The sequence below is a fragment of the Amycolatopsis sp. NPDC057786 genome (genome assembly GCF_042797905.1).
GTDB lineage: Bacteria > Actinomycetota > Actinomycetes > Mycobacteriales > Pseudonocardiaceae > Amycolatopsis.
Genome location: NZ_JBHVKW010000073.1, coordinates 1 through 14,987 on the forward strand (window position 1 = coordinate 1; position 14,987 = coordinate 14,987).

Here is a 14,987-nt window from a genome sequence, read left to right on the forward strand (position 1 = left end):
CAAGACAACCCCAACCAGGGCGTCAGTGGCTTTCCGAGCCAGACCCCGCCAGAACTCCATCCACACACATCATCATCACTGTGGCTTTCGCGACACGGCCCGGCGCCACGGGTGGAGCGGCCTAGCGTGAGGGACGGGACAGTTGCGAAAGCCACTTTCGCAACCTTCAAAGTTGCGAAAGTGGCTTTCGCAACGCTTCGCCTTGCCGGGCCGGGCGACGGTAGGGGGCGGCCGAGTTGGCCGGGCGGCCGATCGATACGTCCCAGGATTCGGGAGCTCATAAGGGTTTTCGCAATGCGGTGGACACCTCCGGGCAACGAAACAGGCCGAAAGTGGGCCACGCCACCCGCCTGTGGGGTGATATTCACTCGATAGGGTGGTGCATATCGGACAATTCACCAGTTTCCTGGTGATCATGATGGTGATCATCAAGAAACCCCTCGCCGTGCTCCGGCACGACCTGCCCGCCTCGTTGGTGGTGTTCCTCGTCGCCGTCCCGCTTTCGCTCGGGATCGCTCTCGCGTCAGGAGCGCCGATCGTCGCGGGGTTGATCGCCGCCGTGGTGGGAGGTGTGGTCGCCGGAGCACTCGGCGGCTCCGCTCTCCAGGTCAGCGGTCCGGCCGCCGGGTTGACGGTGATCATGGCCGAGACCATCGCGACCTTCGGCTGGGCGACCACCTGCGCGATCACCGTCGTCGCGGGGGCGCTCCAGATCCTGCTGGGCCTGAGCCGCATCGCCCGCGCGGCGCTCGCGATCTCGCCCGCCATCGTCCACGGCATGCTCGCCGGTATCGGCGTCACGATCGTCCTCGGCCAGCTCCACGTCGTACTGGGCGGAACGGCCCAGAGTTCGGCGCTCAAGAACATCGCCGAACTGCCCGCGCAGATCGTCGGCCACCACGACGCCGCCGCGTTGATCGGTGTGCTCACCATCGGCATCCTGCTGCTGTGGCCGCGGCTTCCCGAGTCCGTCCGCAAGGTTCCCGGCCCGCTCGCCGCGATCGCGCTGGTGACCGTGCTGTCCGTCGCCACCGGGATGACCTTGCCCCGTGTCGACCTGCCTGGTGACCTGCTCAACATCCGTTTCGCGCCGGAATTCCCGGACGCGGGCTGGGGCGCGTTCGCCGTCGCGGTCATCACCATCGCGCTGATCGCCAGCGTGGAAAGCCTGCTGTCGGCCGTCGCCGTCGACAAGATGCACACCGGGCCGCGGTCGAACCTCGACCGTGAGCTGATCGGGCAAGGCGCCGCGAACATGACTTCCGGCGCGCTGGGCGGTCTCCCGGTCACCGGCGTGATCGTCCGCAGTTCCACGAACGTCGCCGCCGGCGCCCGCACCCGCGTGTCCGCGATCCTGCACGGCGTCTGGATCCTGGTGTTCGTCGCCGCGTTCGCCGGGCTGATCCAGAACATCCCGCTCGCCGCGCTGGCAGGCCTGCTCGTCCACGTCGGTGCGAAGCTGGTGAACCCCGGCCACATGAAGCAGGTCCTCAAACACGGCGACCTGGGGCTGTACCTGGTGACGCTCGGCGGGGTCGTCGTCTTCGACCTGCTCACCGGCGTCCTGCTCGGTATCGCGCTTTCGGTGCTGCTGATGCTGCGGCGCACGGTGTGGTCCGGGATCCACGCCGAACGCGACGGTGACGATTGGCGCGTCGTCGTCGAGGGTGTCCTGACTTTCCTGTCGGTGCCGAGGCTCAGCCGGGTGCTCGCGACCGTTCCCGACGGCGCGAAGGTGACCCTGGAACTGGTCGTCGACTACCTCGACCACGCCGCCTTCGAAAGCCTGTCGAACTGGCAGCAGGCGCACGAACGCTCCGGCGGGAAGGTGATCGTCGACGAGATCGGGCATCCGTGGTTCGCCAACGGCAAATCCGGCGATCCCACGCTGACCAGGACGGCCGCGATGCGTTCGGTGCCGCGGTTCCTCGCGCCGTGGTCGGACTGGCAGGCCAAGGACGTCGAGGTGCCCGGCCAGCGCGGCGGGCCCACCCTGCGCGGGGCGACCGAGTTCCAGCGGCGCACCGCCGCGCTCATGCAGCCCGCGCTCAGCAAGCTGGCGGGTGGCCAGTCGCCGCACACGCTGTTCATCACCTGCGGTGACGCGCGGATCGTGCCGAACATGATCACCACGAGCGGTCCCGGCGACCTGTTCACCGTCCGCAACATCGGGAACCTGGTGCCCGCCCGCCGGGCCGACCCGTCGATGGGCGCGACCGTCGAGTTCGCCGTCGGGGTGCTGAAGGTGCGCGAGATCGTGGTCTGCGGGCATTCCGGTTGCGGTGCGATGCAGGCGCTGGCCACCGGTGCCCCGGACGGCGCGCCGATGCTGGCTTCGTGGCTGCGGCACGCCGAGCCGAGCGCGAACCGCAAGGTGACGGTGACCCTCGACGGCGAACGCCCGGAATCCGAGGTCGACCGGCTGGCCCTGCAGAACGTGCTGCAGCAGCTGGAGCACCTGCGCCACTACCCGCTGATCGCCGAGGCGGAGGCACGCGGTGACCTTCATCTGACCGGGATGTACTTCGACGTCGGGGCGGCGCAGGTCTACCTGTCCGACGACGAGAGCCCGGCGTTCACCCCGGTCGGGGCCGTCGCCGCCGTGCCCGAACAGGGGAGCTGACGGAGCCGTTCAGCGGGACTTGATCCCGACCCACTAAGTTCAACGCACGTGAGCATGCTGGTCATGACCGGCACCGGTACGGGTGTCGGCAAGACGATCTCCACCGCCGCCATCGCCGCTCTGGCCGCCGGTCAGGGCCAGCGTGTCGCCGTGCTGAAACCGGCGCAGACCGGAGTGGGCCCGGACGAACCGGGCGACCTCGCCGACGTGCTCCGGCTCGCCGGCGCGGTCACCACCCGTGAACTGCGGAGATACCCGGATCCGCTGTCGCCGGAGGCGGCCGCCAGGCTCTCGGGACTGCCGACGCTGGCCCCGAGTGAGATCGCCGCCGCGGCGAGCGACCTCGACGGCGAACACGACCTCACGCTCATCGAGGGCGCGGGAGGCCTGCTGGTCCGCTTCGACGCCGACGGGGCCACACTGGCCGACGTCGCGTGGTCGCTGGGCGCGCTGGTCATCATCGTCGCCGAGGCCGGGCTGGGCACGCTCAACGCGACCGCGCTGACCGCCGAGGTCGCCACCAGACGCGGGCTCACCGTGGCCGGGGTGATCATCGGCTCCTGGCCGGACGAGCCCGATCTGGCGGCCGTGTCGAACCTGCGGGACCTGCCGGTCGCCGCCGGCGCCCCACTGCTGGGCGTGCTGCCCGCCGGGCTGGGCTCGGCCGGGCCCGAGGAGTTCACCGATCGGGCGAGGGCCGGGCTCTCGCCGTGGTTCGGCGGGGAATTCGACCCGGAATGCTTCGTCGGCCGCGCGTCGGCGCAGAAGTGACCTGCGTCGCTGTGGCCGAGGCGCCCGGTCGTGCACGATGATGTGCCTTTGCTTCACCGCCCCACCCCGAACAGGAGCCGCCTCGTGACCACTGCCCCGGAGACCGTCGACATCCTCGCCGTGGCGCGTGAGCAGGTCCTCGAGCGTGGTGTCGGGCTCGGCGAAGCGCAGATCCTCGAGATCCTGCGGCTCGACGACGACCACCTGACCGACCTGCTGGCGCTGGCCCACGAGGTCCGGATGCGCTGGTGCGGCCCCGAGGTCGAGGTCGAGGGCATCATCAGCCTCAAGACCGGAGGCTGCCCGGAGGACTGCCACTTCTGCTCGCAGTCCGGCCGCTTCCCGACGCCGGTGCGGTCGGCGTGGCTGGACATCCCCGGCCTGGTCAAGGCCGCCCGCCAGACCGCCGAGACCGGAGCGACCGAGTTCTGCATCGTCGCCGCCGTCCGCGGCCCCGACAAGCGGCTGCTCTCGCAGGTCCGCGAGGGGATCAAGGCCATCCGCGAGGACGGCAACGACATCCAGATCGCCTGCTCGCTCGGCATGCTCACCCAGGAACAGGTCGACGAACTCGTCGAGATGGGCGTGCACCGCTACAACCACAACCTGGAGACCGCGCGCTCGCATTTCGCGAACGTCGTCACCACGCATACGTGGGAAGAGCGCTGGGAGACCCTGCGCATGATCCGCGAGGCGGGCATGGAGGTCTGCTGCGGCGGCATCATCGGCATGGGGGAGAGCATCGAGCAGCGCGCCGAGTTCGCCGCGCAGCTGGCCGAGCTGAACCCGGACGAGTGCACGATGAACTTCCTCATCCCGCAGCCGGGTACGCCTTACGAGGACTACGAGGTCGTCGAGGGCAAGGACGCGCTGCGCACCGTGGCCGCGTTCCGGCTGGCGATGCCCCGTCCGCTGCTCCGCTTCTCCGGCGGCCGTGAGCTGACGTTCGGCGACCTCGGCACCAAACAGGGCATGCTCGGCGGCATCAACGCGATCATCGTCGGCAACTACCTGACCAACCTCGGCCGCCCGGCCACCGCGGATCTGGCGATGCTCGAAGAGCTGAAGATGCCGGTGAAGGCGATCAGTGACGTCCTCTGACGAACCCGCGTTCTGCGTCCACTGTGGACAGCCGTCCGACGGTGGCGCGGAACATCCCGCCTGCCACAACCCGAGAACGGCGCTCGAGCCGCCGCGCTACTGCACGTACTGCGCGCGGCGGATGGTCGTCCAGATCACCCCGGTCGGCTGGACGGCCCGGTGCAGCCGTCACGGCGAACTCGCCGGCTGAATTCCCGCATTCAGAGGACGAAACGCGGTGGAGGCGCGTGCGCTGGGGGCGTCATTGGTTACGCTCTGCACAAGCAGCACGAGGGAGGAGTCCGGGGTTGGGCGAGACGACCGGTAAACCGGCGCACCTGTCTTCCAGTGTGCCCGACCCCTGGTCGGTGCCGGTGCTGCCGAGGCCGCGCCGCCCGCACCCCAAGGTCGTCGTCAAGGCCGATCTCCTGCCGGCGGTCAGCGTCCTGTCGACGGCGGGGCTGCTCGGCTTCCCGCTGGCCTGGCTGTGGGCGAGGCTCGCTCCGCCTCAGCGGATGCGCGTGATCAACGACAGCGGCACCCTCGCCCCGCTGGAGCTGGAGAGCTGGCACCGCTTCGACGACTTGGCCGTCTACGGTTTCCTCGCGCTCGGCGCCGGGCTGCTGATCGGCATCGTGACCTGGCTGCTGCGGGAGCGCCGCGGCCCGGTCGTGCTGATCGCCGCGACCGGCGGCGCGACCCTCGCGGGCTGGCTGGGGACGACGATGGGCGTCGCGTTCGCCAACGGCCGCTACGAGATCGCCGCGGCGCCCGCCGTCGGCGACGTCATCGCGAAGGCGCCGCAGATCGAATCCCCGTGGATCATGCTCGCCGCGCCGCTGATGACCACGCTGGCGTACACGCTGCTGACCGCGTGGAACGGACGGGAAGACCTGGGCCGCCGCCTCGGCTGACGAATTTCCTCTAGGGTGGGCGGCAACTTCTCTAGGGGGCTTTCTTGACCGACGACATCGAGGTTTCCCGGCACAACGCCGTCCGCTTTCCGGGTATCAGCCCGCGCGCCTACGAACACCCCGTCGACCGCGGCGCACTGGCCACCCTGCGCGCCGTTCCGGGGTTCGCGCAGGTCGTGAAGGCGGTTTCGGGCTTCTACGCCGAACGCGGCGAGCGGCTGATGGCGCTCGCGTCCGCGATCAGGGTCGGCCCGAAGCAGTATCCGGAGTTGGACAGGCTGCGCAACGAATGCGCCGAAACGCTCGACCTCGACCGCGTGCCGAACCTGTTCGTCGCCCGCAGTCCCGAGGTCAACGCGCAGACGATCGGCATGGACGAGCCGTTCATCGTGCTCAACACCGCGGCCGTCGAGGCGATGGACCTCGCGTCGCTGCGGTTCGTGATCGGGCACGAGATGGGGCACGTGCTGTCCGGGCACGCGGTGTACCGCACGATCATGATCCGGCTGATCGGCCTGCAGATGTCGATGTCGTGGACGCCGGTCAGCGCGATCGGCATCCGTGTCGTCATCGCCGCGCTGCGCGAGTGGTACCGCAAGGCCGAACTGTCCTGCGACCGCGCCGGGCTGCTGTGCTCGCAGGACCCGACGGCGGCGCTGCGCTCGCAGATCCTGGTCGCGGGCGGGATCGACCCGTCGAAGATCGACATCCCGGCCTTCCTGCAGCAGGCGGCGGAATACGAGTCGGTCGAGGACATCCGGGACAGCTACCTGAAGCTGCGCTACGTCGAGACGATGTCGCATCCGCTGGCCGTCGTACGCGCCGCGCAGTTGCAGAAGTGGGCCGCGTCCGAGGAGTACCGGGGGATCCTGGCCGGTGGGTACCCGCGTCGCGACGAGGACGCGCCCTCGTCCAACTGGACCGATGACCTGAAGTCGGCCGCGAAGTCGTACAAGGATTCCTGGAACAGCTCGGCCGACCCGCTGACCAAGGTGTTCAGCGACGTCGGCGAGGCGGTGTCCGGGGCGGCGGGCAAGGTGTGGAGCAAGTTCGGCGGGGGCAACGGTCCGGACGAGGGTGCGGCGCCGGAGTCCGGTAAGTAGCGCCTCGCGAGTCCGCGTCCCACACGTGCCATGAACGGTCCGTTCCTTGCGAAATTTGCCAGGAACGGGCCGTTCATGGCGCTTGAAGGGGCTCAGTTCAGGGTCGAGGGGCGCGTGCCAGCGTCAGCCTGGGTCCGGGCTGAAGGGGACTTTCCCCGCGTCTGGTGTGGTGAAGGGAGCTTTCGCCGCGTGGCATGCGGGGTGTCTGGCGACAGGTCGTCTCAGTTCAGGTTCGAGGGGCGCGTGAACTCGCCGAGTTCCCCCGGCGGCATCGGGACCGCGCCGAGCGTGCTGAGGAACCCGGCTTCCCGCGTCAGCAGCCGGCACGCGATCCGCAGCCGCCGCAGCGGGTTGGTCTCCTCCAGCAGGCGCTGCCGGTCCTCCAGCGGGAGCAGGCAGTCCGCGGTGAGCCGGTACGCGAGCGCCGCGATGTCGCCGTCCTCGGGCGGGGTCGTCCAGTCGTCGGCGTGCCAGGCGGATTCGCAGTAGCGCCGGTGCGCGGCCTTCGCGACGTCGGCGAGCCTGTTCACCGTGTCGCCGGGTACCGAGGCGACCCGGTCGTCGGGCACCCATTCGACCGAGCCGATCAGGTACGGCGCGGAAACGCGGTCGATCTCGAGCAGCCGAAACCGGCGCCGCGCGGTTGTGACGACGTCGAATCTGCCGTCCGGCAGCCGTTTCGCCTCGCGCAGCACCGTGCTGCAGCCGACCTCGTGGACGTGCTCCGGCCCGCTGACCTCCCTGACCATCGCCGAACGCAACGCGACGACGCCGAACTCGCGGTCCGGGACGACCTCACCGACGAGGTCGGCCATCAGCTGCCGGTACCGCGGTTCGAAGATGTGCAACGGAAGGTGTGTTCCGGGCAGAAGCACGGTCTGTAGCGGGAACAGCGGCAAGATCGCCTTCCCGGTGGACTCCTCGCTCGGCTCGGTCACCCGTTCAAGGTACGGGGACCGGGAGGACTTCGCAGGACGGTCACTTCCCGGCGGGCGGGCGGAAGACGGCGAACGGGTCGGTGATCTGCATCCCCTTGCCCGCGAAGGAGAAGAGCGCCGCCGGGCGTCCGCCGCTGCGCCCGGGCGGGGCGGTGTGCCCGGTGGGGACCAGCAGCCCGCGCCGGGACAGCACCCGCTGCAGGTTCGTCGCGGACACCCGGTAACCCAGCGCGGCCGAGTACAGCCCCCGCAACGCCGATACGGTGAACTCTTCCGGGGCGAGCGCGAAGCCGAGATTCGTGTAGCAGAGCTTCGAGCGAAGCCGGTCTCGCGCACGCAGCACGATGGACTCGTGGTCGAACGCCGTGCGGGGCAGCTCGGAAACGTCGTGCCACTCGGTGTCTTCGGGGACCTCGGGGTCCACATCGGACGGTACGAGGCCGAGGAACGCCGTCGCGACGACGCGGGGTCCCGGCACCCGGTCCGGCGCGCTGAAAACCGCCAGTTGCTCCACATGCTTCAACTGGCGTACGTCGACCTTCTCCGCGAGTTGCCGCCGGATGGACGCCTCGACGTCTTCATCCGGGCGAAGCCTGCCTCCAGGAAGGGACCAGCGACCGAGATGCGGATCGAGGGCGCGCCGCCACAGCAGGACCCGGAGTGTGTCGGAGCGCACTTGCAGGACCGCTCCCAAAACCTCGTGGGCGAGGGGGGTCTGGGTGTTAAGATGACTTCGCACGGTTTTCGATTGTAAGGCGAAAACCGGAGATCGGTCCAGGAGGGCCAGAACGATGACGAGCACCCTGCAGAACGACCTGACCCCGTACGGCGGAGTTGTCGCCGACGCCGCTTGGGCGGAGGAGGTGCGGAGTCTCGCTCGCCAGCGCGACGCCGTCCTGCTCGCGCACAACTACCAGGTTCCCGAGATCCAGGACATCGCCGACTTCACCGGTGACTCTCTCGCGCTGAGCCGCATCGCGGCGAGCAGCGACGCGTCCACCATCGTCTTCTGCGGCGTGCACTTCATGGCCGAGACGGCGAAGATCCTGGCGCCGGAGAAGACGGTCCTGATCCCGGACGCGCGGGCGGGCTGCTCGCTCGCGGACTCGATCACCGGCGACCAGCTGCGCGCCTGGAAGGCCGAGCACCCCGGCGCGGTCGTCGTGTCGTACGTGAACACCACGGCCGAGGTCAAGGCGGAGACCGACATCTGCTGCACCTCGTCGAACGCCGTCGACGTGGTCGCCTCCATCCCCGCTGACCAGGAGGTTCTCTTCCTGCCGGACCAGTTCCTCGGCGCACACGTCAAACGCGTGACCGGCCGGGAGAACATGCACATCTGGGCCGGGGAGTGCCACGTGCACGCCGGGATCAACGGCGCCGAGCTTGCCGAGCGGGCCTCGGAGAACCCGGACGCCGACCTGTTCATCCACCCGGAATGCGGCTGCGCGACCTCGGCGCTGTACCTGGCAGGCGAGGGTGCCGTCGCCCCCGAGCGGGTCAAGATCCTCTCGACCGGCGACATGGTCCACGCCGCCCGCGACACCAAGGCGAAGTCGGTGCTCGTGGCCACCGAGATCGGGATGATCCACCAGCTGCGCAAGGCCGCGCCGGAGATCGACTTCCGCGCGGTGAACGACCGGGCGTCCTGCCGGTACATGAAGATGATCACGCCGGCCGCCCTCCTGCGGTCGCTGCGTGAGGGTGCCGACGAGGTCCACGTCGACGCCGAGACCGCCGCCCGTGCCCGCGCTTCCGTGCAGCGCATGATCGAGATCGGGCAGCCTGGCGGCGGAGAATGACCGACCAGGTTACCGCTCTCCAGGCGAAAACCCACCCGCTCTGGGAGGCCGCCGCCGATCTCGTGGTGATCGGCAGCGGCGTCGCGGGGCTCACCGCGGCCCTGCGGGCGCGGGAACTCGGGCTGCACGTCCTGGTGGTCACCAAGGCGACGGTCTCCGACGGCAACACCCGCTGGGCGCAGGGCGGTATCGCGGTCGTCCTGGAGGGTGAGCACGAACGAGGGGATTCGGTCGGCAAGCACGCCGAGGACACCCTCACCGCCGGTGCCGGGCTCTGCGACGAGGACGCCGTCCGGTCGATCATCGCCGGTGGCCCGGCCGCGGTGGCCCGGCTGCGCGCCGAGGGCGCCCGTTTCGACCCGGCGGCCGAAGGGCGGCCCGAACTGGCCCGGACGCGGGAAGGTGGGCACAGCGCGTTCCGCGTCATCCACGCGGGTGGCGACGCGACCGGTGCGGAGGTCGAGCGGACGCTGGTCGCGACGGCCGGTGACCGGCGGATCCCGGTGCTGGAGCACCACATCGCCGTCGACGCGATCCGCACGCCCGCGGGCGAGGTCGTGGGCGTGACGGTCCTGGACCGCAACGGGGTGCCCGGGGTCGTCCGGGCGCCCGCGGTGCTGCTGGCCAGCGGCGGGCTGGGGCAGCTCTACCAGGCGACGTCGAATCCGGAGATCGCCACCGGCGACGGGCTGGCGCTGGCGTTGCGCGCGGGGGCGCAGGTCGCGGACGTCGAGTTCGTCCAGTTCCATCCGACGGTCCTGTTCACGCCCGGCGCGCGTGGCCGTCTCCCGCTGGTCACCGAGGCGGTGCGCGGTGAGGGCGCGACCTTGCACGACGCGACGGGCGCTTCGGTGATGCGGGGAGTTCACCCGCTCGGCGATCTCGCGCCGCGGGACGTCGTGTCGGCGGCGATCACGCGCCGCATGGCGCAGGCGCCCGGCGGTATCGACGACCACGTCTTCCTCGACGCGACCGGGATCTCCGGGTTCGCCAAGCGGTTCCCGACCGTGCACGCGGCGTGCGCGGCGATCGGGCTGGACCCCGCGCAAGAGCCGATCCCGGTCACGCCCGCGGCGCATTTCGCCTGTGGTGGTGTCGTGACCACTGTGGACGGACGGTCCGGGGTCCGCGGTCTCTACGCGGCCGGCGAGGTCGCCAGGACCGGTCTGCACGGCGCGAATCGCCTGGCCTCCAACAGTTTGCTCGAAGGCCTGGTCGTCGGGCAGCGAGTGGCGGAAGCGGTCGCCATCGACCTCGCCGCCGGTTTGCTGGCCGACCCGCGCCGCGGTGTTCTCCTGCCTCCGGCGAACGTCGCGGTGGCCGATCGTGACGCGTTGCAGCGGGCGATGAGCCGGTACGCCGCCATCGGCCGGGACGCCGAAGGGCTTTCGGTCGTCGGTTCGGTGCTGGACCTTTCCGTCACTGAGAGTCCTTTGTGGACTCCCCGGGTCGTGGAGGACGCGGCGCTCACCTTGGTGGCGGAGGCCTTGGTCGCGGCGGCGGCGCGCCGGACGGAGTCTCGCGGCTGCCACGTGCGGACCGATTTCCCCGGACGCGACGACAACGACTGGCAACGCGGCCAGCTCATCCGGCTCAGCCCGTCGGGGCAGCCGGTACTGGCCGATCCGATCGCTTTGGAGGGTGTGGCATGACCGAATTCTCCCCGTGGGTCACCAAGGCGCTGGCCGATCACGGTCTCGACGCCGCCGATGCGCACCGTGTCGTCACGACGGCGCTGGCCGAGGATCTGCGGTACGGGCCCGACGCGACGACGAACGCCACCGTGCCCGAATCCGCCCGCGCGCTGGCCGAACTCACGCCGAGGACGGCGGGCGTGGTCGCCGGGATTCCGGTGGCGCTGGCGGTGTTCGACGTCGTGCTCGGCTCGGGCCTGGAGATCCTGGCCGCCCGTGACGACGGCGACCGGCTGACCGCCGGCGAACCCGCGCTCGTCGTGCGGGGTCCGGTGCGCGGCCTGCTCACCGCCGAACGTACCGCGCTGAACCTGCTGTGCCACCTGTCCGGTATCGCCACCGCGACCGCCGCCTGGGTGCGCGCCGTGGAGGGAACCGGTTGCCGGGTCAGGGATTCCCGCAAGACGCTGCCCGGGCTTCGGTTGCTGGAGAAGTACGCCGTGCGCGCGGGTGGCGGGGTGAACCACCGGCTCGGGCTCGGCGACGCGGTGCTGATCAAGGACAACCACGTGGTCGCCGCCGGTTCGGTGACCGCCGCGCTCGCGGCCGCGCGCGAACACGCGCCCGAACTGCACTGTGAGGTCGAGGTCGACGACCTGGCCCAGCTGGAGGAGGCGCTCACCGCGGGCGCCGACGAAGTGCTGCTGGACAACTTCACCCCGGACGAATGCGCGAAAGCCGTCGACCGGCGCGACGAGGTTTCGCCGAAGACCAGGCTGGAATCCTCGGGCGGTCTGCGGCTGGACGTCGCGCGGGCGTACGCGGAGTCCGGTGTGGATTTCCTCGCCGTCGGAGCGCTCACGCATTCGTCACCCGCGCTCGACCTCGGGATGGACCTTCGCTGACCTCCGGCACTAGAATTTCCTTGTGTGACAAGGGAATTCTGGAGGAATGGTGGGTTTTGCCGGTAAAAGTGCCGTCGCGGGATGCGTGGCTTTCATAGCACTGCTCGGCACCCCGGTCCCGTCGACGGCGGTCGCCGAGCAGTGCGCGAACCCGACGGGTACCTACACCGCGGCCGTCCCGTGGGGACAGCGGCTGATCGATCCCGTGCGGATCTGGCCGCTGTCCCGCGGCACCGGCCAGCTGGTCGCGGTGATCGGCACCGGGGTCGACGGCGGCAACGGCCAGTTCGCGCCCGGTCAGCTTCTCGGCGGCCAGGGCACCCAGGCCGACGACTGCGACGGCCGGGGCACCATCGCCGCCGGGATCGTCGGCGCGCAACCGGATCCGTCCACCACGTTCACCGGGATCGCGCCCGGCGCCAAGATCCTGCCGATCCGCTACACGCAGGTGAACGGCGGCGGCGACCCCGGGCAGCTCGCGTCCGCCATCGAAACCGCGCTGAACCGCGGTGCCGGGATCATCCTGATCGCCGTCCCGGCGGCCTCCGACAGCCCCGCGCTGACCGGTGCCGTCTCGCGTGCCAGGGAGAAAGGCGCGCTGATCGTCTCTCCCGCCGCGGGGACGCAACAGGGCCAGACTTCCTACCCGACCGCGACACCCGGTGTGCTCGCCGTGGGATCGACCAACCAGGCCGGTGCGGCGGTGCAGGCGGAATCCGGTTCGTACGTGGGGATCTCCGCGCCCGGCGCCGAACTGGTCAGCACGTCCGCGGGCGCGGGCGGGACCGTGGCGCACCGGTGGCCGGTGAGCGATCCGAGCTTGGCAGCCGCGCATGTCGCGGGTGTCGCCGCGCTCGTGCGCGCGTACCACCCGGAACTGTCGCCGGAGCAGGTCGTCACACGGCTGACGTTGACCGCGCGTCGCGGCCCGAGCGGTGGGCACGATCCCCGGCGGGGGTGGGGCGCGATCGACGCCTACGCCGCCGTTTCCGCCTCGATCCCGGCCGGTACCCCCGGCCCGGGAGGGCCGCCGAGCGTCGGCCCGGACACCTTCGTCGTCCCCGCCGCCGCGCCCGCGCGGGCCAACGCGGACAAGGTTTCCGGTGTGCTCGCCCTTTCCGGGGTGGCCGCGGCCATCGCGGCGGGTGTGGTGGTGGCCGCGGTCCGGCGGGGCAAGCGCCGGGGTTGGAAGCCTTCGCGATTCCGCGCCTCGTGAGCGGCAGCGGTGTACTGGGGGACACCGCCGCCGCTCACGAGGTCTTTTCGCGACCCCTGGGGTTAGGGGACGACGGGGACGCAGGCCGTCGAGCCCACGATGGCCACGCCGTCGCCGGCGCGGGAGACGTGCACGTTGAAGTCGGCGCCGTCGCGGCTGAACTGCGCGATCAGCTCACGCGGGTTGCTGCGGTCGCGTGTCCGCCAGCCCTGGCTTTCCAGCAGGGGCAGGACGACGTCGACCAGTTTGCGGATCGCGTCGGTCGCGTCGTCCACCCGGAGGCCGTACTGCCAGCAGAGCAACCGGCCAGGCTGGGTCGGGTCGCAGTCCAGTTCGCCTTCGACGGTGCGCTCCGCGGTGGAGCCGAAGGTGCCCGCGACACCGTCGATGACCGCGGTCAGGTCCTCGGCCAGCGGGTCGAGCTCGGTGTTCCTGGTGATCATGGTGAACCCTCAGTCTCTGTCGGTGAACCCGCGATCGCGATCGGCGTCGCCACGGCGCTCGCTGGTCTGTCAAGTCGCGGTCGGCGTCCGAGGGCGCCGTGGCACCGCGATAGCGAGGCCTTCGGCCAGGGCGGGTTCACGCCCTGGCCGACTCCCGCCGCACTCCTCTGCTCCGCCACTCATCCATCACAAGCCTCGTCCGACGCCTTCGATGACCATCTCGCGCAGTGAGCCGCCGGTGAAGCCCTCGTGCGTGACCGCGCCGCCCGTGATCACACCGTAGATGTTGTTCCACGAATCGGAACCCGGCTTGAGCACACCGCTGTGGGACTCGAAGCCCCACTGCAGATCTCCGTTCGCGTCACGGCCGGTTTCCAGTTCGACGACGCCGGGGAAGCGGTCGGGGTCCGCTCCGTGCCCGGCGCCGAGCCACTCGACCAGCCCCGCGTTGCCCTGCGCCACCACGATCGGGTCGAAGGGGGCCGTCATGGAGTACCGCTGCACACCGGCCTGGCTGGCCGGGAGGTCGTCCGGGCCCCAGATCCCGTGTCCCATCCCCGCGGACTCGACGTGCAGCACCTGGTCGGCCCTGAGCCCGAGCTGCTCGGCGAGCCCCACGGTCGCGCCGCCGTAGCTGTGCCCGACGGCGGTGACCACGACGCCCGGCCCGGCGTGGCTGTCGATCTGGCCGCGCAGTTCGTCGCCGAACGCCTTGAGATCGGGCGCCATCGTCTGCGCGTAGTGCGCGGCCGGCCCTTCGGTGATGACGTTCTGCGGGAAGGCCCCGTCGGCCCAGACCACCATCGCGGTCCGGCCGGTGGCGTCCGCGGCGACCAGGCTCTTGCCGAGGTCCGCGTAGCTCTGGAAGTTGTCGAACGAGGTGTTGACGCCGGGGACGAACAACCCGACGTTGCGCGTGCCCGGCTCGATGCGGCCGACCAGTTCGACGATGCGCCCGTTTCCGGACGGGTCGAACCGCAGGATCTGCCGGTCGTTGGCGAGGATGTCCTCGTACAGCGCGATCCTGGTGCGCGCGCTCGCGATGTCGTCGGCTTTTCCGCCGTGGGCGAGGAGGTTCGCGAGCCGTTCGCGTTCGGCGGTCAGCGCGTCGGTGACCTTCGTGCGGTTCTCGGCGATCGCGGTGGCCCAGGAGCCGGTGTCGGCCGCGCCGCCGACGCCGGCTGGATTCCCGGCCTTGGGCAACGGGTTCTCCGGCATCAGCGACCGGTACGAAGCGGCGACCTGGACGTCGGCGCGCCGGTAACCGCCACCGGCGGAGGTGAGCCCTTGGTGGATCACCGTCGCCTTGGTGATCTGGCCGTCGAGTTTGCCCGCGACGTCCTTGATCGTCTTGGTGTACGTCGCCGAAGCCGCGCTGGACGCCGAAACCTGGCCGAACGCGGTCGCGGGGACGTTCTCACCCGCCAGCGCGGTCTGCGCGGTCTTGAGCACGCCGGCGCGCTGTTCGAGTTCGGCCGCCGCCGCTTCGAGCCTGGCGGGGGCGACTCGGTAACCGCCCGCACTGGATGCCATCACCGAGCCGCCTCTCCTCGTGGAA

The 14,987-nt window shown here is 70.5% G+C and carries 14 protein-coding genes; 10 read left to right on the plus strand and 4 right to left on the minus strand.

The annotated features are described in order from the left end of the window. Positions 1–418 precede the first annotated feature (418 nt). The 6 genes from ACFVM3_RS29455 (at position 419) to ACFVM3_RS29480 (ending at position 6,491) form a co-directional block, all read left to right on the plus strand. Entirely contained in the window at positions 419–2,623 is a 2,205-nt protein-coding gene (locus ACFVM3_RS29455) for a SulP family inorganic anion transporter (protein WP_378443245.1), read from the plus strand. 48 nt (positions 2,624–2,671) lie between these two features. Further along, positions 2,672–3,394, plus strand: coding sequence for a dethiobiotin synthase (gene bioD / locus ACFVM3_RS29460; protein ID WP_378443212.1), 723 nt, complete (start codon positions 2,672–2,674; stop codon positions 3,392–3,394). A gap of 84 nt (positions 3,395–3,478) precedes the next feature. Beyond that, positions 3,479–4,495, plus strand: coding sequence for a biotin synthase BioB (gene bioB, locus ACFVM3_RS29465; protein ID WP_378443213.1), 1,017 nt, complete (start codon positions 3,479–3,481; stop codon positions 4,493–4,495). Next, the gene (locus ACFVM3_RS29470) at positions 4,482–4,685 is read left to right on the plus strand and encodes a hypothetical protein (RefSeq protein WP_126733760.1); all 204 of its coding nucleotides are present in this window, start codon (positions 4,482–4,484) and stop codon (positions 4,683–4,685) included. Before bioB ends, ACFVM3_RS29470 begins: the two co-directional genes overlap by 14 nt. Positions 4,686–4,782: 97 nt before the next feature. Next, complete coding sequence (locus ACFVM3_RS29475) at positions 4,783–5,388, plus strand: DUF2567 domain-containing protein (protein WP_378443214.1); 606 nt, start codon at positions 4,783–4,785, stop codon at positions 5,386–5,388. A gap of 44 nt (positions 5,389–5,432) precedes the next feature. Beyond that, a complete protein-coding gene (locus ACFVM3_RS29480) occupies positions 5,433–6,491 on the plus strand; it encodes a M48 family metallopeptidase (protein ID WP_378443215.1) in 1,059 nt (352 codons plus the stop codon). Positions 6,492–6,712: 221 nt separating this feature from the next. Here ACFVM3_RS29480 and ACFVM3_RS29485 read toward each other — a convergent pair whose 3' ends face one another. Both ACFVM3_RS29485 and ACFVM3_RS29490 read right to left on the minus strand, forming a co-directional pair. After that, the gene (locus ACFVM3_RS29485; protein ID WP_378443216.1) at positions 6,713–7,429 is read right to left on the minus strand and encodes an LON peptidase substrate-binding domain-containing protein; all 717 of its coding nucleotides are present in this window, start codon (positions 7,427–7,429) and stop codon (positions 6,713–6,715) included. A 40-nt stretch (positions 7,430–7,469) separates the two neighbouring features. Beyond that, positions 7,470–8,105 (minus strand): NUDIX domain-containing protein, encoded by a 636-nt coding sequence (locus tag ACFVM3_RS29490; protein ID WP_034321308.1) that lies wholly within the window; start codon positions 8,103–8,105, stop codon positions 7,470–7,472. A 115-nt stretch (positions 8,106–8,220) separates the two neighbouring features. On the opposite strand from ACFVM3_RS29490, the gene nadA reads away from it, so the two are divergent. Genes nadA through ACFVM3_RS29510 form a run of 4 tightly spaced genes read left to right on the plus strand, consistent with a single transcriptional unit; the run spans position 8,221 to position 12,986 of the window. Beyond that, entirely contained in the window at positions 8,221–9,231 is a 1,011-nt protein-coding gene (nadA, locus tag ACFVM3_RS29495; RefSeq protein WP_378443217.1) for a quinolinate synthase NadA, read from the plus strand. Next, on the plus strand, positions 9,228–10,883 hold the full coding sequence (locus tag ACFVM3_RS29500; protein WP_378443218.1) for an L-aspartate oxidase: 1,656 nt from the start codon (positions 9,228–9,230) through the stop codon (positions 10,881–10,883). The genes nadA and ACFVM3_RS29500 overlap by 4 nt, the downstream gene beginning before the upstream one ends. Next, a complete protein-coding gene (nadC, locus tag ACFVM3_RS29505) occupies positions 10,880–11,770 on the plus strand; it encodes a carboxylating nicotinate-nucleotide diphosphorylase (protein ID WP_378443219.1) in 891 nt (296 codons plus the stop codon). The genes ACFVM3_RS29500 and nadC overlap by 4 nt, the downstream gene beginning before the upstream one ends. Before the next feature lie 46 nt (positions 11,771–11,816). Continuing rightward, on the plus strand, positions 11,817–12,986 hold the full coding sequence (locus tag ACFVM3_RS29510; protein WP_378443220.1) for a S8 family serine peptidase: 1,170 nt from the start codon (positions 11,817–11,819) through the stop codon (positions 12,984–12,986). A gap of 62 nt (positions 12,987–13,048) precedes the next feature. On the opposite strand, the gene ACFVM3_RS29515 is transcribed toward ACFVM3_RS29510, so the two are convergent. Next, on the minus strand, positions 13,049–13,429 hold the full coding sequence (locus ACFVM3_RS29515; RefSeq protein ID WP_378443221.1) for a hypothetical protein: 381 nt from the start codon (positions 13,427–13,429) through the stop codon (positions 13,049–13,051). A 186-nt stretch (positions 13,430–13,615) separates the two neighbouring features. Continuing rightward, a complete protein-coding gene (locus ACFVM3_RS29520) occupies positions 13,616–14,962 on the minus strand; it encodes an alpha/beta hydrolase (RefSeq protein WP_378443246.1) in 1,347 nt (448 codons plus the stop codon). Between the last annotated feature and the right edge of the window lie 25 nt (positions 14,963–14,987).